The following is a 24,305-nucleotide window of genomic DNA, read 5'->3' as shown; positions in this document are numbered from 1 at the left end:
AAATAATAAAAAACGCAAAACAATCCTTTTGGATTACCTTGCGTTTTTATGCTAGGTTAAAAGTTAATTGGGTTTAGATTTGTTAGCAAACCAGCCTGATTTTTGATTGCGGCTTAATTTGCCTAATATTTTTATCGCCTTTTCTAAGGTAATTCGCTGATCAGCTATATCTTTATAAATTTGATTTGCTCTTTTCTTACGTTTAACAGCTGCTCCTGCATCAAGAAATGACTCAACCACTTGATTTAAATATTGAATAGGCAATGCTTGCTGCTTCTCAACGTTATCTTCAGAACTATATGCCTCAAGTTTTTCAAGTAGATTAGTGATTTCTGCTTGGCAGAACTCATTCTGCGCCAAGTGCATTTTTTTCAATGTGCTCAAATGTTGTTTTAATGTGGCCACTTCTAACCTATTAAAGGAAACAATCATGTTGAGGTTTGTTAGTGCTGTTCTGAACTCCTTAGCTGTACATTGTTGGTCAAATAGATGTTCAAGAGTATGGTTTATTCGCTGCCACTGATGCCAAGCGTAAACATAGTTCAAGCCAGCGCCTTTAATGTTTTGCATACCAACAATAACTTGATGGTTATTTACTAACCCTAATTGGGCAATTGACCGCGTTAGTTCATCAGCAGATAAACTACTGTTTTCATGTAACACAACGTTAGATTTTATTGTATTTACAATAACCTCTTTTAGCTTTTCGCTATTGTTAACGATATCTTGCTTAAGCAATTCTAATGTTTGACGTTGTTGATAAACAAATAGATTTTGTAAAATAGCCGATGCTTCGGCCTCATTTGAGTTCCCGGTAGCATCTTTCAAAAGAGCGTTAATATTAGATTTCTTAAGCGAGTCGCCGTTTAATTTTATGAGCTTATTAGCAAGAGTTAGATCGTATGCGTCGCTCAAACGAGCAATTAATTGTTCTTCAGTTAAAAAGTTGAACTGAGATAAAAGTTTATTAAATTCTTCTAGATCATTATTAGCAATAATTTTATCTAATCGCTCAATGAGTGCGTTAATAAAGTAGCTATAAAACCCATCAACGTTTGTACCAATTACAACTATTTTATCGAAACGCAAATCGTGACTTAAAATATCTGCAAACACTTTTGAGCGAGCCACACGGTCATTTCGGTTATTGATTAAAGCAATAACCTGTTTTTTGGGGTTGTCATTTAAATCATAGATCCCTAACCGTTGCCAATTCTCTAACGTTGCTAAACGTTCATTTGCTGACATGCTATTAATAAATGATTGTTCTACTTTACCCACTTTAGCTTTTTCAAAATGTTGTAAAACACCAATATCGGGAATGATTCTGGCCGATGTTTCTTTGTAAACATAGTCTTTACTTAAGCCAATATGCTGTGCCATTTTACAAACTAGCGCAATATTAGCTGGATGTTCTTGGTATGGGTATAAAGAACGTATATCGTCTGTAATTTGCAAGCCATCGGCCCAATGCACCTGGATCAAACTTGAGTTCTTCTGCTTGGCATTGACGTCTAAAATAGGAGCCATATTTTGTTCGCTGGTAAATACTAAGCTATTCTCGCCAATAAAGTGACTGGTTTCGTTTGCAACATCGATACCTGTCGGACCGAGTATATCTTCATGGTCTGGGTAGGCATTTGTTATGGTTGAGAAATTGTCTTTCATCCAGTTGCGAAGAATACGCACATAACGTGGTGTGAGCCCCATACATTCCCACAAAAATACGTCTGCTTTTACATTCTTAGCAAAGTGCAAAACATCTCCTTGCTCCCAAATACTGGCTTTATCGAATGGACGAAATAAGGGGATTTCAAACTGCTCACCACTTGCCCTTGCATAAATCATCGTAGCCTCACAGCCCGTTGTTTTACTTACTACTTTTAGACTTAAGCTGCTAAAAAGGGCCGCTTTAAGGCGTTCTGTTCCGGATTTCCCACGTGTTCCCCAGCCGCCAATCGATACAGGAATAAGTGCTCTGTCAGATTGAATCTGACGGCTTATTTTTATATGCCTCGCCCAAAAGTAAGCGATAAAGCTAATGACAAAAAATATTAGCTGACCAATGCTGTTTTGGTAAATTGAATACGCATACTCTTTAAAGCTTGACCCAATGTTAAAAATAAAGGGTGTAATTGCGAGCTTTTTATAAAGGTTAGCAATACCTGATTCGACAGGAAACGCTACATCAAACAACATTCCATATGGTTGGAAGTCTAGCGTAAAGCCCTTACTGCGAATGTTTTCTAGGTAGTGTTGTTGTTCTACTTCAGTACCATTTCGTAACTCATTCAATTTTTCGTAGTTCAATGAAATCCAACAGTATGCATATAAACGCTTAAATAAACTTGTTGGTGGTGAAACTATCAAAATGCCATCAGGTGTATAGGATTTAGCTGGCGCTTTTAAATTATCTTGAGACAAGGTACTTAATAAGAAATCAAGTAATGGCAAGTGTGGTCGTGAGCTAAATTGATGCTCATCAAAACGAGGCTCACCGGGTACTTCTGTTTGGCTTATCTCTGCGACAGTGCAACTTGGTACATGCATAAATGCACTAGGCTTTCTGGCCTGTAAATGGTTATAGCTTTGTCTTTTTCCGGTACTAGGGTTTTTAAATTCATGCCATAAGCGCCAGATTCTAAAGCCACGCTTATAACCCAATTGCACCTGCCATGACTTTTTCTTTAGGTTAACATTGAACGCTTCATAATGCTGAGCTTGTTTACTTAGTAGTCGGCCAAGCAAATCTTCATCTACTTCTTTACAGTCAATGGATGTGTCTGAACTTAAGCTCACCTCTAATTGTGCAACTTGTTGCTGATGCATAAAACTGACTAACTGCTCTCGAACACGGCTAATAATACGTTTTACTGCAAGGTTAGTTTTTTCTTCAAGTTGTCGGTTTAATACATTTATAAACGCTTTAAATATATCTTGAGTGTAGTCATGATTATCATTATCAACTTGAAGGTTAAACATGATCCTCGGAGTGAGTTCAAGTAATAGACGTTGTTCTGCAAAGTTATCAGTTTCCTCAAGGAGTTGTTGCCATAACTTAAAGCCTAATTGCTGTTCACTAAAGCGCGGGTCTGATAACTGTTTAATTAATGTTAGTCTTACAGCTGGGCTGTTTTCAAGTTGCATTCGCTCATTGAGTAAATCGGTTACACATGACCAAGGCAAAACGGAACATTGCTCTATAACACTTTGACGAACACGAGGGTAAGCATGTTTAGCAAGTAAAAAAATCAGTTTACGGTTTGCCTCATTTAAGGAAAACTGTTTGCTGATGATTTTGGCAAATGAAGTAATTAAAAATAACTGCTGGCGATCTACTTTGCCGTTTTTATCAACGTCCAGATCAATATGAGAGCGCATAAAGTAGCGAGTAAAAGTGGGTCTAAGATTAATTAGTATTTCTAAAATATCGACTTTTGCTGCGTGTGGTGTTGTTGGCTTCTCTAATGACTGTAGTAAGTTTTCAACTAAATCTGCATTAAACTCAGGATCTTCGACATATTCATTAAGCAAATTTACCTGATTAGCTAACGCTCTAAATAATGAGTTTCGTGTTGCTTCATTGTCTGTTTTTTCTAGTAGGTTTAAAAAGAAGCCTTCTAAATCGAGCCTTGACCATGACTGAGCCATGTCATTTTGGTGATTACGTAAATAACGGTTTGTTAAATCACCGAGCTTTCCTATCAAAAACTTTAATGATTGCTCAAGTTCAGAGGTTTTATCTTGGTAACGATTAATCATTGCCCCTTCATCAAACCAACGCTGAAAAGCATCTTGATCCTTTTGCAGTTGCAACTCACTTGCCCCTAATGTTTTTGCATAATCAAGGATATGAAATTGCCTCTCGGCTTTTAATTCCGCATGACTCAAACGCTCAACAAAGCGACGATGATCGCCATCAAGTTTGGTTAATTGGTTTTGCAGCTTATCAATTTTGTGAGTTAAAAAAGCAATAGCTTGAAGTAACAACCAATCATCTTCGTCATTATCATCTGGCTGGTTCTTTATGAGCTCCCACTCACTTAATTCGTTAACGAGTTGCTTATACTTTTGGCGATAAAGGTCTAACCAAAAATTGGCTATATCGGCAAATAGTAGAGACTCAAGGCGCTCTTTTAAAACTTTACTGCTCATAGTCACTCAGCTCTAACAAATGGTTAAGTTGAAGTGTTGGAAAAATAATTTCATCGTGTGCATAGGGAGCAAAGCCCGTATGCAAGTTATTGCCAGATGAAAACTCAACACTAATATTGTGGTTATTCCAAACCCAATCTTGTTGCCAGCTTACTTTAAGCCAGCCTTGTGAGAAGCCCCCTAAGTCAATCTGCTTTTGCCATGCAAAGCGAGAGATATATTGCCATGTGGCAGTAGCACGATGTTCATCAGCGAAGCGGTAATAACTATCTAGCCCCACCTGGAAAATATGGCCTTCATAATATTGATTCCAACTAGAGTTAAAACGTAAATAATCCAAGCTGCTCCAATCATCATTAGAACCGGAAGAAACACCAAAATTAAGGTAGTTATCGACCCAGGGTTGATATCTATATTGGTAGAGCCCTAACCAACCAGATGAATGATTTTCTCTGTAAAAATTAAAAATACCTGAGTTAAGCTTATCATCAGCGAGGTAGTCAGCTAAATCAGCGCTGCTGTAGCGAACATAAGGAGTTATTTGCCATTGATGGCGATGCACTGAGTCTTGTCGCCATATTTGGCCAATACTAATGCTGGCATCAATCGCGTATTGACTATCAAATTGCTCTCGGCTCATTTGCCAGCGACTATTAATTTGGCTATCAATATACCAAGGCGTTGTTTCATCCTCCCAAGAGTAATATCCATTTAAATTAATAATATCAGTTTGCGTATCACTGAATGAGTAATATCCCTCTAACTGATACCATTGATTATCATCATTTATCCGAATTCTAGCGCCAATATCAGTTTCTTCGCGGGTGGGAATATCTTCAGCGCTTTGAAAAATTTGCTGTTGATCATAACGAGCAAAAACTTGCCAGTTGAGTTCATCTGCGTGTAGTTCTGTTTGCTCCTTAACGATTTCTACTTTTTCAGGCGCTTGATAGGTGATCAACTCTGGCAGGGCAGCTTTAGTCTGCGAGTAAGCAGAAATTTTATTGTTATGCTCGCTTAACTGCCAACTGTATAGGCGGACATATTCCAATTTTTCAGCTTTAACTTCGATTTTTCCTGCAGGATGAAAAAAGCGACGTTCTGTTCGTCTTTGTTCGTCGATTTCTTCCAACTTGATCAGCCTGTCGGCCGATAAAGTTGCTATTAGCGGTGTGTCCGGTATTACCGTGTAGAATAATAACTTGGTTGGTAGCTCTAAGTGCTGCCATTTTCCGGCTAGATATTGTTCTGCTTCTATTGTTAAGTATTGCGATAGGTAAGGGTTGAGCCATCTAATACTGATTATGTTGTTATCGAGCTCTTGCTTAGTAAAAGTAAATGGCACACTTTGTTGTTGTGAAACTGACCAGGTTTTCAGTTCATTAGCTAGGCGAAGTGAAACATTTGCGACATTGTCTCGTGCTAACTCTGCAGTAGAGAAGTGAAATTTAAAACGGATTTGTTGTCCAGCAGTTTGAGCTAGATCAATATGCAAAGTATGGAATGGTCGTAACTGTAACCCTTGCTCTGACGCAGACTGGGTGTTAAGCAAGGTAAAACGATCAGCAAAGCTACTTTGTGCAGGAGCTTGCATTTTAAATAGTCGAGTTCCAGCATAATCTAGCATGCTTTCAATAGGTTGCCACTGACCAAAACTTTCAATTCTATTCTTAATGAAGGTCGATCTAGCTGTTGCTGGTAAGGTCTCTAGACGTTGCAGTAGCTGAGTGTATTGATTGTCGTTTAAACGCCTTTTGCTTAATTGGTATAAGCCATTAATTAATAAGTCATACTGTGATGCGGTAGGTGAATAAACTAATGACATAAAGTCTATTGCAGTCAGGTTATTGGCAGCATCAGACTGGTAGTCAAATTGAGAAACTAAATCATTAGGGAGCAGGCTTACATCAAGATATGTCATATGATCAGCGCTCAAAGTCAGAGTTTCTCCGACTTGCAAGCTTATAATTAAGGTTGCCGATATAGATGCTAGTTGCTGATTATCTATAAACTGAATATTTGCTGGAATATCACTAAAAATTGGCATCAATTTATGCTGATATTGGCTATCGGCTTTTAGCCAAGCCGTTTGATATTCACCATTTTGTTTCGCAGCTACCCGAGCTTTGATCGCTAAATGAATAGGGTGCGTAGCAGTAAATTTCCACGGTTTCTTATCACTTAGCACGGTATTTTGTATTTTGCCTTGTCCATCAATAAGTCCAGCTTGCTCTGCTGTTACTAAGTGGTATAAAGGGTCATTTTGTTTAGTATTTGAAGCCAAACTTTGAAAATTTAGTGCTGCGAAACTTGGTTCTGCGATGTTTTGCTGATCAGACTGATGAGCTAGCCACGTCGCTAAACGATTTTTCTGCTGTTTAACAGCAAGCCTGATCAAGATTTTTCTACAATTGGAAATTGACGATAAATTACCAGCGCACAAGGCAAATAGTTTGTAGTCTTGATGCTGCTCTTGGTAAATTTTAATCAACTCTAAACTTGCAAAATGCTGCAATTGAGCCTGTTTTGCACTTTTGTATAAACCTTCTAGATAGCTATTTGCTAAATGGAATTGTTTTTGCTGCCTCAAAATATCAATTCTTGCTTGCCATGCTTTTTCCGCAACTTGATGGTTACTATGCTGGCTTAGCTTTTTCAAAAAGCGAAGGGCATCCAATGGCGCAGATTCTGCTAAATCATTAGCAGTCATTAGCAGCTGTTCCCAATCTGTTATGTTTAATTGCTGCTGTGCGGGTGTATAAGGTTCAATTGATGCTAAATAGTCCGCATGCTGCTTGTGCAAGTAGTTTTTAATTATCAGCTCTGTGGTAGGGCTCTTTGCACTTAACTTGTTCGGCTGCTGGTAGAGTACTTCATCCATGGGGATATTAGCTAGACTTCTTGCGTATAGTGCAAAATCAATATGTTCCGCTGTGTTTTTAAGTGCTTGTATAGAAAGTGATTTTTCTTTTAAAGGCACAGAGAGTGTTAATGTTTGAAAGTGTTCTGTCGCTTTCAGGTTAACTAGCCAGCTTTGCTCACCTGCGGTGAATTTTAATTGTGTGTCATTGTTACTTTTTGCAATTAGGGTAAGCCAAGGCGTAGCTCGTTCTTTTACCGTTAAGTCAAACACTTGTGCAGATTGAGACAGAGCTGTTAAGTGTCTAGTCTGATGATTGATACGAGGGTAAAAATGATGGTCGACTAAACGCAGCTCAGCAAGCTCGGTGATGGTTTCACTTTTACTTTCTACAGGCAATTGGTTTCGATAGCTGCCAACAAGTTGTGAATCGATGCTCATCATCGAAAGCAAATTATAGTATCGCTTTACGTTAAGTGGGTCATTTTCAGAAAAAACAGTGTTACTTAACGGCCCCAACGAGTGCTCTTGGTAAATTGATTTTAAATGATCATTGGCAGTATTTAGCCAATATGGCATTAGTTGCTTTTCTTGTTCTTTTGCGGCTGCACCATCATCATAAATTGCGCGGTGGCTTTGCTCTATTTTAACCAGTGAATTTGTTGCGCTTTTAATGGTTAGGTATTGGCCTGCGTCGATAGCCAAATAATCTGAGTTAACTAAACCAACATTCTTATCTGAATATTCAACAGCGAGACTATTAATCGTATTCACTTTTGCTGTTAAAACGTTATCAACATAGGCGTACACAACACCGTTTCGATCAGGAAGTTGCATATTCTGCCTAACAGATAGCTTTAATTTTTTTGCTGCAGGAAAAAACAGCGTAACTTCTTCATCTTTTTGCAGTTGATAATAACGCTCATTGCCTTGCTGTGTGGTCAATAAAACAGATGGTTTTGCTAGCTTGAGTGCACGTCGAAAACTATCTCTTTTTGCTTGATAGTGACCGACAAGAGCCCTAAAGCTAGCGCTTTCGTCAAGGTGATTCTGAATGGCAATTATACGATTATGGCCTGTTGCCGGAAGCTGGCATCGTTTCGAATTACAAAGTAGATCCCGATGAACTTGTAAACGCTGCTGAATGTATTGTGTGTTTCCGGCGCTGATAATAAATTGATTTAATAAATCGGGATTTATCTCAAGCCAATGGCCTTCTGGTAGCCATAAATACTGATGCTGCTTGGCATCAAATTGCAACTCTTGAGTAGACGTTAAAGGGGCCAGTTTTGGCGTGGTTTGTAACCAAATAGGGGGCTCAAGAACCGCATGCTCAGGCTTAGCAGCATACACCATGTTGATGCTGAATAATGTAAAAGTGACTAAGGCTATTATGATATAAGGCATTGGCTAAACTGCTTTAAAAGTTGGCTATTAGTTATTAAACGCTCACGCATTTGACGGCTTAACTCGATATGAAAAAACTGGCTATTAACAGGCGCCATGTCGGTAAGTATATTTTTTGTCCCTCCGAGCTCAAAAACATCACTACCAAATAGCATAACATTAGAGCCTACTTGATTATTTAAACATTCAGATATTTTTACAGTTGCTTTTGACGGTGTTTTAGAGCCATTGCTAACAATGATATCTGCATTACGCCCTTGTAAAGTTTTTCGCTTTTCCTTTGCAAACCCATGTACCTGATAAATAGAAAAAGACTCTACAGTCTTAGCATAGGCAAGAATAAATGCATTCGCACTACTAACTTTGTATTTGCCAAAATCGAGTTTATTATTACTTTGATCAAGGGTATTTCTATGTTTTGAATTTGTGAGTAACACCTGACATTCAGCAAACACTGCCTTGGCTATTTTTAGCGTGTGTTTATCAAAATAGCGATGAGGTGCATAAGCAATACAGTTATTACCAGTCTTCTTATAATGAATCTCGCCACCGGAGGTAATTGTTTTTTTTGCTTTAAAAACACCATCCTTGTAATTGAAGTGTGTTAGTTCAGTGTTCGGTTTTAATAGCCAAGCATGAAAATCTTCTGTTAAATCATGCAAGCTAGTTTCCTCGGCACTGCATGCCGCCATAAAAGTGCAAAAAACCAGTAACATAGCATTAATTTTCATTATTCCACCACCTTACTTTTTGCTCTTGAGCAGGGTATTCATCGAGAATAGATAGCCAGATTGTTTCTGATGACTCGATTGTTATTGAGTGTAAAGTATCTATATCACTTGATACTAAGTGCGTGACACTTGGATAGCTATTCAGTCGGCTATTCTTTGGGTGAATCAAAAAAGCATTAATTAGTTCAGATGGATAAAGCTGATATTTTTGCTTTTTAATACTGTATTCGCTTGTGAGTCCTGACTTGTATTTTGCTCTTTGTTTGACACTAAGTTCAACGGGAGCCTTATTATTTGATTTAGCAACTTTGAAAACAAGACTAATAGGGCGCTGATACTTATCAAATCTGAGTGTTAGAGGAGTCTTTTTATTTAGTTGGTACAGGCGTTGTTTAACCCAAGGCCGATTACCATACCAATTTTGATACATTGAGCGAGAACTGTCTTGGATTTGCTGTAGTTGTGAAACAGATAAATCCGCCATATTAGCTTCTTTAGCACTATTACCCTTTAAACGATAAATTAGGCTGTTATCTTCAGAGTTAATATACGGCGTATAATTATTCTTATTATAAATACCGTAGTTAAAAACCTGAGCGGGTTGTTTAGGTAAATAGTACTTATTGGGGCTTAGTGTCAGTGCTACATTTGAAATTGGTAGCTGATCAAATAGTTCCCTAGATTGATAGTATGTGACTTGTGGATCTAACTCTGCTGGTGGCGTGAAAGTCCGAATATTCGAAAAGTGCCCCATCAATGTAAGTTCATAATGATTATTGGCGCGCTGTTCATACCACGCAGCGATATCATGAAAGTTTGTAGGTGATTCTGTCACCAAGCCGTGAGTTAAGGTTCTTTGGTAGTTAAAATCAGCAAAGCGGGATTTCAGACGAACATAGACATCTTTATCTGCCTTGACTTCGACTCGCCTTGCATTCTTTGGCGAGCGTAAATAGTAAGTTACTAACATACCAACATCTTGACGTTGCGTGTTTTCGGCAATCAAACGATCAAACTCTGAAGCTTGTCCTTTCAATGTCACAGAATAGCTCTCGATTTGCTCGTTACTTTCATCAAACAAGGTGACATTTAGTTGGCTTGTCTCAAGAGCTCGAACTTCAATATTTAAATGGCTTTGCGATTCAATATCAAAACTTACAGAGGATTGGCTGTTAGCCAAGTAACTGCCTGAGTAACTAGTTAAGATTGCATTACCAGATAATGTTCGCCATTGCGTTAATAAATTATCTTCGCTGCAGATTGTGACTAAGCCCGGATTAAGTGGTTCAGTTTGATAACTATTAGCTTCGTCTATTGCACTAAAGTTTACAGGTAAAGGAGGGGAAAACTGTAGTTTGTCATACCAAATTAACGAAGGAAGCAGCCCTTGTTTGTCTGTTTTGAATATCAGGCTATCGGTTTCCTCTAAGCGAATACTCGCGCAAAGACCCGGTTTCGTGAAATAAGAGCCTAGATCATGTTGCTGTTCACTAAAGTCATATGTGACTACATTGTAGGGTAAACTTTCATACAATATGTCTGATTTAAAATCTATGTCAGGAATTCCCTGTGGTGCAATTTTTTGCCACCAGAATGCCATCGCATTTCTAATCTCTCCATCAGTTAAAGTATTTTCTCCCATAGTAAGGTAATCAGTTGCTCGTCTGCGTCTTTCTAAAGGACGCTTAAGCCAGCTGTTAAGCGGATCAATACTTTGCTCAGGAGTTTTAGCGTGGACCCTAACAACCACACCCTGTAGGTTAGTTTGTTCAGGGATAAGCGTTAGATCGAGACTCGCAGCATTAGGGTAATCTTTAATAGGTAAATAAAAAGATTGACCAGATGCGACGTTCAATGATTGTTTGTTTTCAATTATTTGTTTTACTTGTTGCTCTTGCGAGTTTGTAACCAATTTAGATGCATGATGGTAAACCTTGTCTAAAATGACATCTCCTTCGTGATCATATAGCACGTATTTAATTGCATAATTAACCGGTTGATCAAGTACAACTGACTGATCAAACACGGCATTTGATAAAATGCGTAGTGAGTGAGTACGTTGATTTGAAAACGTAAACTGTAGTGGCTTTTTACTACTAAGCCACTGTACATTTGAACGTGTTTCTTGACTAGTACGCGCATCAATGGGTTCAGCTGAGTTGATCCATACCATTATGTTTCGTGAGAAATAAAAAAGTGCCACTAAAGCAATTGTGATTGCTAAAATAGCAAGTAGGCGTTTAATTAAGTACATATGCGCCTCCAGCCATAATGCTATTAAATAAGCTCAGATCAATAAGCTGGTTATTGGTTGGATTGTAGATTGCCACAATATCGTTATTGTACTTAATCATAAGCGCGTACTTGTCTGCATTTTCCAGCTTAATGGTGTGTAAAGAGCAATCTTTAATTTGCTCGCAGAAACCGCTTAATGATGTTAAACGCTGATGAGCTATATAGTTTTTAACGAGAGTTTGAATTCGTTGCTTTTCTTTAGTCGAGATTGCTTGCCAGTTTAGTGGCGACAAGGTAGCCAGATTTATAGTTTTTACCTTTGTATTGGTAGATATTGCCAATAATCGTTGCAATACGCTGTTTTGGTCGATTGAAAATTGTTCTTTAAAGTCTGATGCCAGCCATAATGTTGCCAGCTCACTATTGCTATTAAATTGTTGGTATCCTGATTGAGGTGAGCTGCCTATTTCAAGACCTCGCGTTGATTTTTGTCCTGATACTACTTGATATTCAACCCCTAAGTTATTCAGTTTTCCGTCGATTTGTTTCATTAGTGGCGAGGCCACATCGCTGATGCGCGTAGCTGAGAATGCAATTGCATTTGGGCGTACCCATGACGGCGCGCTATGGCTGCGGATTTGAATGTGTAAACTAGGCTGATTAGCTGTAAAGCGCAAATAGCTTTGATGAATAACATTAAATAAAGAGTCAATATTATCAGCCCCAAGTACATTAGCTTTAGGGTGCGCATAAGGGTGAGCCCCCGCAATTAATAAATTGGCAGTGTTTGCCTCGGAGAATAATTCAGCTGCAAAACTCAGCGTATTACTTTCAAATAAAGGCCTTGGTACACTGAGTGTGATAGCTTCATGAGCAGTCAATTTAAAAGCGTAAAGCCCTTGTCCTTGTGAGCGTGCTTCATTATTTTTAAGTGGGCTTAACAATAGATATCGACCACTGCTATTGTTGATTAGTTGCAATTGATAGTTAAGTAGTTCGGTTGTGCCATTGATTTGCTTTAACTGATTAAGCTTGTCTTCTGTCAGTGGGGCATTACCTATCTGTGTAATTAATTTATAGAGTGGCTTTAAAACTTCATACTCCCACAGCGCTATTTGGCTTTCTGATAGAGGTTGATACTCAAAACTACCTTTTTTACTAATTTGATAAGCAAACTCGTCAACAATAGTATTTATTTCTTCATTGATAACGCTAATTTGGGGGGTATTGTACTTATAGTTATCGCGATAAATGTTAGCCAAAATATTAGTATAGTTAGCACTATCTAAAAATAGTTCAAGCATAGAGCCCGAGTAATTCGCTGTTGGCAAACTGCTTTGTGTTGCTGCACCAAAATAAGTTGCCTCACTGCCTACAAATTGGTGAATGTCTCTTTGGCTAATTGAAGTTGGTAGTTGGTTATATATCCAATATTGGCTGTCGAATTTATTAGAAGGCTTTTCAACTAGTGCTGCCGTGAAGCGATTAGCTTCTCGAATTTGTAAGATTTCGTCACTTTGTAGTGCGTCAATGAAAGCTTGATAATAAAAGCTTTGTTGATCTTCCGTTGCAATCGTCTTTTGTGGCGTTTTAGCAGTGCCAAATAACATTGCTTTATTATTCATATGTTGAAAAATCAAGCTTGCAGAGTCACTCGCTAGACTTTCTGTAATTGGATAGGGAATAGTTATCAACAAAGGAGACTTTGGCGTTTTATTAAAAATAAATAGCCCTCTTTGCTGACTTTCGTAGGTATCTACCAAGTAAACATATTGCTCATCACTTTCAAGCGAAAAACCCAGCTCGCTAAATAAATAACCAAACTTTGCTATGGATTGCTTATTCTTAAGTGCTTGATTTAACTGGTAAACAGCATGCTTGAAATCATTAATTGCTTGATTAGCTTTATAACTACTGACTGTTACTTTATCTGTCCGAGTTGTGTATAAGTAGCTCTTATATTGGCTTACTTGTTGATTTAAGGTGATGACATGTGGATTGTCGATATCTGAATGTACATCCTGATTAGACAGCAAAGAGGGCACTAACATCACTAAGAAACCTACAGTAATAGCGAAAATGCCGCCAATTACCGAAGTTTGAAATGTTGCTCTGATTACTAATCCAAGCGCGTTCTTTTGATATATTTTTAGTGCCAGTAGAGTTGCAAGCATGTAGCCAAATGCAAATGTGTCTGTCACTTTGAGCGTAGGAAAATACCAAACAACGACATAATTCAGTATTAACTTATAGACAAAGCCTATAGTGAAGAAGAACATTAATAGTCTGGCACCCTCAATGTTCGCATGTCTTAGCCGAGTAAAATGCACCAATGAGCTACCAATTATTAAAATAACGGCCGTTTCTATAAAAGAAGTTAAAAGCTTTGAAGGCTGAGTTAATTGCAGTGCAAGTAATGCCGGTAGCATTATTCCATTGAACTCCCAGCCGTACTTTATATTTGCTCTAGAAGCAATAAATGCAGTGATGACTAGTATGATATATGCTTTTGGTGCCGCGATGATTGAAGCGGCAACGGCTTCGTACATAATGCCCAAATTAGCAATACTAAAATTAGTAAAAGGCATTAAGACAAAACGAACTAGCAAGAAAGTGATAAGTAATTGAATGAAAGTTACTTTAAGCCCGTACTTAAACCCTCCGTTCCACATCACGTTCGCTGTTAGTGCGATAATAATAAGGCCTAAAGAATAAAGCTGAGATGCATAATCAAAAGTAATATCCCATTGGCTTAACTGAGCGGCAATTAAAGGCCAAAACAATGTGTCCATGCAGACACGCACAAGAATACTAAGCAAGATTATGGCGAAAAAGCGATCCCGCCCAAACATTTCTCCATAGCCAAACTTTTCCATCATATAATGAGCACTAAAGCGCATTAATGCATAAACAACGATTGCCTCGATAATAATAACCGCAGCTGAGGTTGGGCTAATAATCAGTAAAGGGACTAGGTAGCCTGGTACAACAAGCCCCGTCAGAGGGAAACCAAAACGCAAATTTAACAAGCAGACGACCGCAGTACCTACCCATACGGTAGTAATAACAGACTGGCCTAAGCCTGTGCCTGCAGGAAAAAGCGCGAGTACAAAGTCCATTAACTTTGGTCCTCTTTAGTGGCTTCTTGCTCGTCTATGACAGCATGGTTATCAATAAATTCAAATAAGATACCTGATACTTGAAATGGTTCGCCTGAGGCAGTTTGCGAACTGTCGGTGTTCAGTGCTTTAATACTTAGCGTATAGTTTCGGTTATTAAGTTTGGCAGGTAAACTTATCTCAGCTTTGTTTAACGTCACATAACGAAGTTTGCCCTTGGCAACCTCAGTATCCAGTTTGCAACAGCGGCATAATAGATCTAATGCAGTCATCTCAAAGACAGCAATTTGATGTTGTTTTGCAAATTGCTCTAATGCGGCATTCGTCTGAATAACTTGGCCAAATAAGTTAAACAAAATATTAGCAGAACGAGTGTGGCTGAATACCATTTCTAAAGTTGTCATTTTTTGCTCCATTTCATCAATAGAGCGCTTAACTCGCTGGCTCGTAGGCTCATGCAGTCTCAAGTTAAGTAGTTGGTTAATTAGAGTTTTATTTTTTCTCTCAGTGGCTTTAAAAATATGGTAATGGAATAGCAATTCAGCGACTTGAGCAGCAAATCTATTAACATTCTTTTCAAAGGCTTGTTGATTGAACTGCGTATTTGGGATCACTGAAAGTGCCCAGAAACCGCGTACATCACCGGCATAAACAAGCGGTACCATAAATTCAATTTCATTCGCACTAACATGCTTAAAAAAAGGTCGAGTTATTTGCACTATCCCCAATGACTTTAACGCATTACTGTAGGGCGTTCGTTGATAATCTCTGCGCATTTCTTGTATGTCATCTAAATTACAATTCATTGCACGAATTTCTACAACTCGGTGATCATCTTCTTTGCGAGCAAGGAAAATTGATTTCTCTAAGTCTAATTGTTGACTAATTAACTGAATAATAGGGTCCCAAGGCGAAGCTTGATCTATAAAGCTTTGTGGTATGAAGCGTCCCATCATCTTTTGTTGGATATTATTTACCACAACATTAAGCTCTGCATCCTCTGTTACTTTGCGGACAACTAGGATCCAGAGAAGGGTGATAAAGGTAAGTATAATGTACTGGCCTATTGGGATATAAATCTGCATTGATTCAACGAAAAAATAACCAATTGTGCACCAGACAAAAATACTCATGAAGGCAATGAAAAATGAGTAAAAGAGTGATAGTTTCTGAAAGCTAAAAAGCAGAACCACCACTAAAATTAATTCAATAACAATAGAGTAGGTTGGTTTTAGCAGTGTTACTACAGTGTTCTTATCAATACTGTCAGCCATGTAAGCCGTGAGTAATAGTGGGTCATGTAAGCCGTTAAGTTTTGGCGCGTGTATTTGCACGTTAAATGAGGAAGCTTTTTGACCCACAATGATGACTTTATTTTCTAATTGTTCACTCATAACATCAAAGTTAAGCACTCTTTGAGCACTAAATTTTGGTAAAGCGGCCACGGCGAGCTTAAAGTCAATCAAGGCTATTTGATTATTTTCATAATCAAATATTTCTTGCCAAATACTTATGCAATTCAAACCCTCTTGAGAAGGAATTTGAATCTGATAGGTTGCCCAAGCAATTACATGAGGGACACAATAGCTTTTGTTTGAGTACGGATAGAATACATTGTCTATCGGTAAGGGCTGCAAAGGTTCATCGGCTAAGACAATAATCGCTTTTGGTTTATAATCATGAAGTTTACTTACCAGCTGCTGGTGATTATTGCTCAAATTATCACTGTTGACTAATACGATATTAGTTTGCTGTGTTTGACCTAATGGCTCAAGTGCTTGGTATAAAAAAGCATTACTTGCCTGAAATAGGTTCAGTAAATTGCTGAACATTACAATCGCAAATAAGCTAACTGTTAACCAAAACGCACGTTGGTGCCTCAATCGTAACAATTGTTGAAATACAGCCACTGCTCCTCCTTAGTCAAGTAAAGTGAAAGTGAGCTTTATACTCGTATCATTACTTGCAGAGACTTTTAAAAAGTCAAATCCATGCATTTTACTGGTTTGCCATTGCTTATTTTCAAGACTGATTGGGTTTTGCCAAGTGATCATCGCGATATTGTCTAAGCGCGTTATTGCTTCGCCATTACTTGGCGCATATTGTCTAAATTGAAGCTTAATACCACGAGGCGGTAAGTTTTTTGGGCCAAGGGTAAAGTCGTCAGAAGGTAAGCTGAAATCATGGCTAAATACTTGCCACGAGTTATCACCTCCGTTGCTGATAACAACTTCATTTTCCGAAAAAGTAAGATCATCAATTTCGGTTGTATAAGTTAACAAGCTTTCTAGCTTGCCACCATTCTCAGATTGTAAGTAGCCATATAATGAGAAATCTTTACTCAATAATGGCGCTCCATTTTCGTCAATCAATTCCATCACTCGCATAGTGTGTCTAAAAGGAATGATTGAAGGGGTATTGTCAAACTCATCGCGGCTAGAGCAAAGAGCTTGAATCCCAGCGTAGGGTTTATCGGTGCAAGGAAAAACGCTATCACTAGTATGATCCCAGCGACTTACCTCAAAAGCTTCTGAGTCGTTATCCCAGTCTTCGAAATCGCCTAATACCATGATGTCTCGGCCTAAAATACTATTGCTAAGCTCACCACTAGTCACTTCAATATTAGACAAGTATGCAGCGGATGATGGTGCATATTGACGTAAGTCAATTATGTCACTGCTACTATCGAGTGTAACGGTCACTTGTGAAGTACGCTTTGTTGCTTGGTCTTTAGAGAAATATACTTCAGCATAATTGTCACGCGGTATTAACGTTACCGAGTCATCTGAGAACTCTGCTAGACGGCGCACTAAATAGTTACTTAAAAAGCCAGTGGTAAAACGAGGCTTGTAGTCTTCAATGTAAATAGGGTAAGCAAAGGCACGATTTACTGTTTGTGTGTCTGCGTTTAGGTCAATCATCACCGCAACACCTAATAGAGTGTCTAATCTAGGTTGATCAAACACAAAGTTACCTAAGCCGAGTACTGCAGGAATATCATTATAAACAGCAAAACCCTGAGCAACGTGAGGGTGATGAGCTATTAATAAATCAGTATTTTGCGAAGAAAGAGCTTGGAACCGACCGTCTATATAACTTGTTGGCGAGTAACTATATTCATCACCGCCATGCATTTGTGCAATTATAAAATTATTAGTATCAAGAGCTTGTAGAGTATCATTTACTGCATTTGCATTGGTAAGATCTGCCGCTCCTCCTTTACTCTGCTCTGCAACATAATTAAATTCATGCTCATCTCCAGTGATAGAGGTTGCAGCAAAGAGTGTTAAGTTAATGTCCCCAAGACTAGCATTCACAGGTGCAAGAGCGTCAGTGTCATTTATTCCAGCACCACTGTGTAAGAACCCCGCATTTGCTACTTCTATAAGTGTGTCTTCAAGACCCGATTGTAAATAGTCATACACATGGTTATTACCGAGCCCCAAATAGTCAACGCCTATGGCTGAAAGTCCTTGGAGTGAATCAGGTAAAGAAAAAAAGCTAAACTCTTTTGTTGGATGAACGGTACTAGGATTGCTTGTTACTGGTGATTCAAAGTTAACGGAAGCAAAGTCTGCATTTAAAAATAGCTCAGCAACATCGGCAGTAATTGCAACACTATCTGCCCCAGCTGTTTCAGGGCGAATAAGTGCATTTTTAACATCGGGGATGTTTGTTCCCATAGTCGATAAGCTTGGATCTAAATAACGGCGTCCAAACATAGTATCTCCAGCAAAAATCAGGCTTTTACTATTTTGAGCTTTTGTTTCTAATTGTACTTGAGAAGTTGCATAATTTGGTTGATTAACGATAACCCCTGCTTTTGCAAAGTAACCGTTTTGTTGCACCATTAAGGCATGGTTACCATAAGGCAAATCGCTAATGTTAACTTTGCCATTGGCATCTGATGTGTAGCTTTGTCCTGCGACTTTTATGACAACATTGCTTAAATTGGCTTTACTCTCATCCACCACTGATAGGGATAAATCAGCCTTACCAGCAAGTAAAGTTTCTCTAGCACTGATGGAATCTTGCTTTTGCTCTTGCGGCTTATCTTCATCAGGGTCTTTCACTTTACATGCTGTTAAGGTTAAACATGAAATTATAAGTAAATAGTTGATAATCTTTTTCAAAAGGCAAGCCTAGTTATCATTTTTTTTACATTGTATAGGTCAATATTATTATTGCTATATTGTATCTTTGTTGGTTATCGGGAACAATAACCGCTGGCTCTGAAAATTCAGATATTTCTTAGTCCGTTGAAATTTAGCAAAATAAATACGTCTTAAATTGAAGTTTAGCTCAAAAAAATGTTTTTTTTCAAAAATATAATTTGTTTACTAGGGTTTAACAAATATGATGCCAGAGTTAAAGAATAAATTTGTAATCGAGTAAATGAAGATGAAAAAAAAGGCCATTAAATGGCCTTTTTGTGCGTATGGGCTTTCACAAAATGAAAGTTAGAATTTGTATTTAACACCGAACATAGCAACAACTGGGTCAATTTCTACCGTTGAAGTTAATGCCTTTGCGCCGTCAGCATAAACTGTTGCGTCTGTATCGATGTCGATTAGTGAAACCATGCCATGTAGGCCCCAGTTTTCACTCATCATGTAGTTAAAACCAGCTTGAGCTGCAAAGCCAAATGAATCATCTAGTTTCACTTCTACATCGTCAGTACCTAATGTTGCTTTTAAAGCCGCAGAAGGTTTCTCATCAAAGAAGGTTGTATAGTTAATACCTACACCCACAAAAGGACGGAACTTATAAGTTGAGTCTAAGAAGTGGTACTGGGCGATTAGTGATGGTGGTAATTGTTTAATATCGGCAATTTTATTGCCCGCTAAGCCACCAGTTCCTTGAACATCATGGCTAAATGGTGTCGCTGCAACTAATTCAAGAACCCAGTTGTCATTAAAAGAGTAATCAATCGTAATACCTAATTGGGTATTGTCATCGCCACGAAGTCCTAACGTTGGCGCTTCATTGATTTTTGAGCTGTCGTTATCAGGGTTTACATTAATTGCACCTACATTCACGCTTAAGTTTGCGTTTGCAACAGGAGAGAGTGCTAATAGTGAAGTAAGTAATGCAATGCTTAATTTAGTTTTCATGTTGTTCTCCGCGAACTACTTGTCTTATTTGGTTGAGGCTATTATTACTAAGTTGCAGCGGACAAAACCTGTTCTAGATCAAAGTTTCAAAAATGTTTGAACTAAGTGAAGCCATTTTTTGATTTAGATTAAGTTTTTAAATGGGAAGATCAAAAAAAGATTGACTCTTATTGACTCTACATTCAGTTGCGGCTGGTAAACTAACGGTGTTATTTGCTTATTAGGTGTTTTGCATGGCTGATCCTCAGCACTTATTTCTTCATGGCTCGATTTCAAAAGCGCTACTTAAATTAGGTATCCCGATCATCTTAATCAATATTTTGCAGTCGGCTTATCAACTGACCGATGCATTTTGGGTAGGCCGCTTAGGGGCAGAGCAAGTAGCTGCCGTTTCTGTCAGTATGCCGGTCACTTTTTTAGTGATTGCTATTGGCTCTGGGTTGGCAATGGCGGGCGCTATTTTATCCGCTCAATACATGGGAGCGGGTCAGCAAGATAAGGTTAATCACGTTGCTGCCCAAACTATGTTAATGGTGACAATTACCGCAACCATACTTGGCTTAATAGGCTATATGCTTTCACCATATTTTTTGACTTTATTAGGTGTTGAAGATCAAGTGTTTGGTGATGCCCTTAAATTTATGCATGTATCTTTTATCGGCGTTGTGTTTGTATTTATTTATGCCATGTTTCAAGCCTTAATGCGTGGTATAGGGCAAACCAAGGTGCCGCTCTATATTGTAAGCGGTACTGTGTTACTCAATTTTGTGCTTGACCCCTTACTGATTTTTGGTTTTGGCGTAATGGGCGCTGCACTAGCCACACTTATCACGCAAAGCTTAGCGGCTGCAATCGGGGTATGGGTGTTTTTGCGAGGGCGTCACGGCATTCAACTTAAACTCTCTAGTTTTAAACCAGACTGGCAGTATATGAAGCAAGCCTTCTTTTTAGGAGCGCCTGGCTCGGTTGAACTCTCTGCGCGAGCCTTTGGTTTAATTATTATGTCGTTTTTGGTAGCTAGCTTTGGTACGCACACGATTGCCTCTTATGGTGTTGGATCTAATATTTTACAAATGGTGATGATCCCGGCAATGGGTCTTTCAATGGCTGTTTCGACTTTAGTTGGTCAAAACATGGGGGCGCGAAATCCACAGCGTGCAGCACAAATAACTCGATTAGCCTCACTTTGGGGACTGCTGGGCCTGACAATAGTGGGTGTTGTTGCTTATCTGTTTGCTGAATACTTGGTGGCTTTTTTCATTCCTGATGATGAGTCTGTGATAGCGGGTGGTGCAGAGTTCATTCGGGTTATGTGCTTAACTTGGGGCGGAATAGGCGTGCAGCTTTGTGTAGTCGCTGCATTTAGGGCTTCAGGCAACATGCTAAATGCGATGGTTGTGTCACTGCTTTCACAATGTGTTATTCAATTTCCTGCCGCGTATATTTTGTCTAAGCATACTTCACTGGGACCACAGGGCATATGGTATTCCTTTGCTATCACCAATGTACTTGTGGCAATCATTACTTATCTTTGGTTCGCAGCTGGTCGTTGGCAACGAACACAATTAACCAAAGAAGACAAAGACATTGCCAAGGTAACTCAAGAAACCCTTATTGAAGAAGGAAATCATTAATTTAAGTTTCACACTGCGGTCATAATCTCTCGTTGTAATAACCTAAGCTTTCTAACTGATTAGGGTTATTATGAGTTTGATATCAAATGCAGAGTTAGTAACGCACCAGTCGGTGCAATCTGAGGTGGTTGAAACATTACAAACCTTGCTCCGATTTAAATCGGTAACGCCCGCTCAAGCTGGTGCAATTGATTGGCTTGAAGGTAACTTAAGCCAGCTCGGCTTTGATTGTGAGGTATTTAGCTTTAATCATGTTACTAATTTAATTGCTAAAATCACCTTTGGTGAAGGCCCTATCGTTGCTTTTTCTGGCCATATTGATGTGGTCCCTGCTGCAGAAGGTGATTGGCGAGTTGATCCTTTTAGTGGCGAGATAGTCGATGGCAGTGTCTATGGCCGTGGCGCAGCAGATATGAAAGGCGGTGTTGCTGCGATGCTTTGCGCAACAAAACGTTTTTTAGCGCAAAATAGCAATAAACGCGGCACATTTTACTGGTTAATAACCTCAGATGAAGAGGGCGAAGCTGAATACGGATCCTTGTTAATTGCTGAGCGTCTAGCCAAACAAGGTGTTGTGCTTGATGGTTGCCTAGTTGGCGAGCCGACGAGTCATCAGCATGTGGGTGATACCATTAAAAATGGCAGGCGAGGCGCGTTGTCTGCTCGATTATCTATTCAAGGTAAAGCAGGGCATGTTGCCTACCCTGAAAACACCATAAACGCTGCACATTTAAGTGCAGAGGTCGTAAAGCGCTTAACGGCAATTAGCTGGCACAAAGATGAAACAAGCTCGGCTACAACACTGCAAGTGACCGGAATTAATATTGCCAATGTGGTCGATAATCTTGTTCCTGCTCAATGTGAGCTCACGTTTAACGTACGTTATAGTCATGGCTACAAAAGTAAAGACATCAAAGAAGAAATTCAGTTTGCATTGGCAGATCTAGCATCACAGCTAACGCTTGTTTGGGAGCGTCCGTGTGAATCATTTTATACCCTGCATCAAGCCAGCAATTGCTTATTGCAGCAGCTTGAACAAGCCGTGCATGAAGTAACAGGCAGCTTCCCTATGCTTAGTACCAGTGGTGGCACATCAGATGGTCGCTTTTTTGCTAATGAGCACACGCAAGTGATTGAATGTGGCGTGCGAAACCATACCATTCATCAAGTTAATGAGCATGTTCCTATCGCAGATTTAAAAGCTATTGAGCAAATATATTTAGCTGCGCTTAGAAATATATTTAGTTAAAAAAAAGTCGGCGAATATGCCGACTTTTTTAAGCTATTTTATAACGACTATTCGCGTGGCTGCCCTAAGTATCGTTTGGCTTTACTCGCTTTTACTTTATCTAAGTCGACAAGCACTAATCCATCAATGCAATTATTGAACTCAGGGTCGATGCTAAAACTTAAAAACTGTACGCCTCCTGGCTCGCAAAGCTCTGTGTATTGTTTGAATAAGGTTGGGACTTGCGCACCAATATTGGCAAGCACATGCTTAAGTTCAACAAAATCTTCTTTAATATCATCCCCAGCAAATAACTGAGCACATTGCTCTTTTTGTGATTCGGTATGGCGATATTCATTGTTTGGAATGGCTAATACTTGTTTAGCACCATAATAATGCTGGTAATAGTGAACCAATAGCGATTTAGCTTGCTCGGGGAGCGCGTTTGACACACTGACCGCGCCAAACAAATAGCGATATTGCGGGTAGCGGTTCACAAATGCGCCAATGCCAAACCACAAATAATCTAGGCTCTTTCTGCCCCAGTATTTGGGTTGCACAAAACTGCGACCGAGCTCAATGCCTTTTTCAAAATACGGTGTCATATCATCGCTGTAGCTAAATAGGCTGTCAGTATATAAACCTTTGCGGCCATGTTTTTGTATAACGTCTTGTGCGCAGGCAAGTCGGTATGCGCCGACTAGTTCAAGTTGCTTAGCATCCCACAGAACGAGGTGTTGATAATCCATGTCGTATTTATCTATATCACGGCGTTTACCACTGCCTTCACCGACTGCCCGAAACGCAATTTCACGAAGTCGTCCTAGTTCACGGAAAATCGGTGAGCTACCACAGTATTGATATAAATAAATTTTCATACCATCAGAGGTTTCACCTAATAGCTCACACTCTTCAATGGCTTTTTTAAGGTCTTTCGTTGCTTCAGGACTGGCAATGGGGGTTTGCGTTTTTAACGGCAGCGGTTTTTTTGTGATAAGTCGATACAGTTGTTTTCTTATCAACTGAGCTATTTCTTTATCTTTTAAATTTTCGATTAAATATGACTCAGGTGGGATGGACGCGCCAATTTCAAACTCTAATGATTTTTGTCGTTGTTTGAACATCTCTTTGACTAATAACAAACTGGCTAAGGGTTTGTAGATCATTGAGGTGCCGTAGAATAACGGGCTGTTTTTCGCTTTGATGTAAATAGGCAAAATAGGTGCGTTGGCTTTTTTTGCCATACGTAAAAAACCACTGTTCCACTTACAGTCTTTAATTCCTGTTGGACTTAAGCGCGATACCTCACCTGCAGGAAAGATTAATAATGCACCGTCTGATTTTAAGTGTTGCTGGATATTAGCGAGTTCTTTCTTTTTACTCGTACCAGAGAGGTTATCAACGGGAAGGAGTAACGAGTGCATCGGAGTGATTGACATCAGCATGCGGTTTGCAACGACTTTTAAGTCGGGGCGCACACTTGATAAGACTTTTATCAGCGCTAATGCATCAAGAGAGCCGATAGGGTGGTTTGCCACAATAACGACATTACCTTCACTAGGAATATGTTCCATTTGCTTTGGCTTGTAGCGCGTGTCAAAGTCAAGCTCATCAAGTACTTGCTCTACAAACTCAAGTCCTTGTAAGTGTGGGTATGCATCACCAAAGGCAACAAATTCTTGCTCATGTAATAAATAACCCAGACCTTTCTTTACTAAGCCTTTTACTTTTGGCGAATTTTCTAATTGTGGTAAATTTGCTTCTATTACTTTATCAACACTGATCATACAAACCTCAAACATAAACGCATTTAGCGATGAGG

The 24,305-nt window shown here is 39.1% G+C and carries 11 protein-coding genes; 2 read left to right on the top strand and 9 right to left on the bottom strand.

Translation table 11 applies throughout. The features are described 5' to 3' along the window. Positions 1-63: 63 nt before the first annotated feature. The 8 genes from L1266_RS04115 to L1266_RS04080 form a co-directional block, all read right to left on the bottom strand. The gene (locus tag L1266_RS04115) at positions 64-4,155 is read right to left on the bottom strand and encodes a poly-gamma-glutamate synthase PgsB (RefSeq protein ID WP_235376925.1); all 4,092 of its coding nucleotides are present in this window, start codon (positions 4,153-4,155) and stop codon (positions 64-66) included. Beyond that, positions 4,145-8,422, bottom strand: a complete 4,278-nt coding sequence (locus tag L1266_RS04110) for a hypothetical protein (RefSeq protein ID WP_235376924.1) — start codon at positions 8,420-8,422, stop codon at positions 4,145-4,147. The genes L1266_RS04115 and L1266_RS04110 overlap by 11 nt, the downstream gene beginning before the upstream one ends. Next, positions 8,407-9,153, bottom strand: coding sequence for a hypothetical protein (locus L1266_RS04105; RefSeq protein WP_235376923.1), 747 nt, complete (start codon positions 9,151-9,153; stop codon positions 8,407-8,409). The genes L1266_RS04110 and L1266_RS04105 overlap by 16 nt, the downstream gene beginning before the upstream one ends. Continuing rightward, positions 9,143-11,407 carry a hypothetical protein gene (locus tag L1266_RS04100; RefSeq protein ID WP_235376922.1) on the bottom strand — a complete coding sequence of 755 codons (2,265 nt, stop codon included), beginning with the start codon at positions 11,405-11,407 and terminating at the stop codon, positions 9,143-9,145. The genes L1266_RS04105 and L1266_RS04100 overlap by 11 nt, the downstream gene beginning before the upstream one ends. Beyond that, positions 11,394-14,507 carry a poly-gamma-glutamate biosynthesis protein PgsC/CapC gene (locus L1266_RS04095; protein WP_235376921.1) on the bottom strand — a complete coding sequence of 1,038 codons (3,114 nt, stop codon included), beginning with the start codon at positions 14,505-14,507 and terminating at the stop codon, positions 11,394-11,396. The genes L1266_RS04100 and L1266_RS04095 overlap by 14 nt, the downstream gene beginning before the upstream one ends. After that, positions 14,507-16,417, bottom strand: coding sequence for a hypothetical protein (locus tag L1266_RS04090; RefSeq protein WP_138601489.1), 1,911 nt, complete (start codon positions 16,415-16,417; stop codon positions 14,507-14,509). Before L1266_RS04090 ends, L1266_RS04095 begins: the two co-directional genes overlap by 1 nt. A 9-nt stretch (positions 16,418-16,426) precedes the next feature. Continuing rightward, a complete protein-coding gene (locus L1266_RS04085) occupies positions 16,427-18,640 on the bottom strand; it encodes a CapA family protein (protein ID WP_235376920.1) in 2,214 nt (737 codons plus the stop codon). 327 nt (positions 18,641-18,967) lie between these two features. Then, complete coding sequence (locus L1266_RS04080) at positions 18,968-19,621, bottom strand: OmpW/AlkL family protein (RefSeq protein ID WP_054551769.1); 654 nt, start codon at positions 19,619-19,621, stop codon at positions 18,968-18,970. A 233-nt stretch (positions 19,622-19,854) separates the two neighbouring features. On the opposite strand from L1266_RS04080, the gene L1266_RS04075 reads away from it, so the two are divergent. Next, the gene (locus L1266_RS04075) at positions 19,855-21,255 is read left to right on the top strand and encodes an MATE family efflux transporter (protein ID WP_235376919.1); all 1,401 of its coding nucleotides are present in this window, start codon (positions 19,855-19,857) and stop codon (positions 21,253-21,255) included. A gap of 70 nt (positions 21,256-21,325) precedes the next feature. Then, entirely contained in the window at positions 21,326-22,504 is a 1,179-nt protein-coding gene (dapE, locus tag L1266_RS04070) for a succinyl-diaminopimelate desuccinylase (protein WP_235376918.1), read from the top strand. 47 nt (positions 22,505-22,551) lie between these two features. Here the strand turns inward: dapE and L1266_RS04065 are convergent, their stop codons facing one another. Next, positions 22,552-24,270, bottom strand: a complete 1,719-nt coding sequence (locus L1266_RS04065; RefSeq protein WP_138616947.1) for a lysophospholipid acyltransferase family protein — start codon at positions 24,268-24,270, stop codon at positions 22,552-22,554. Positions 24,271-24,305: the final 35 nt, after the last annotated feature.

The sequence above is a fragment of the Pseudoalteromonas sp. Cn5-37 genome (assembly GCF_021532495.1).
Taxonomy (GTDB): domain Bacteria; phylum Pseudomonadota; class Gammaproteobacteria; order Enterobacterales; family Alteromonadaceae; genus Pseudoalteromonas; species Pseudoalteromonas simplex.
The sequence above is the reverse complement of the archived record's forward strand: the minus strand, read 5'-3'. Positions and strand labels throughout refer to the sequence as shown.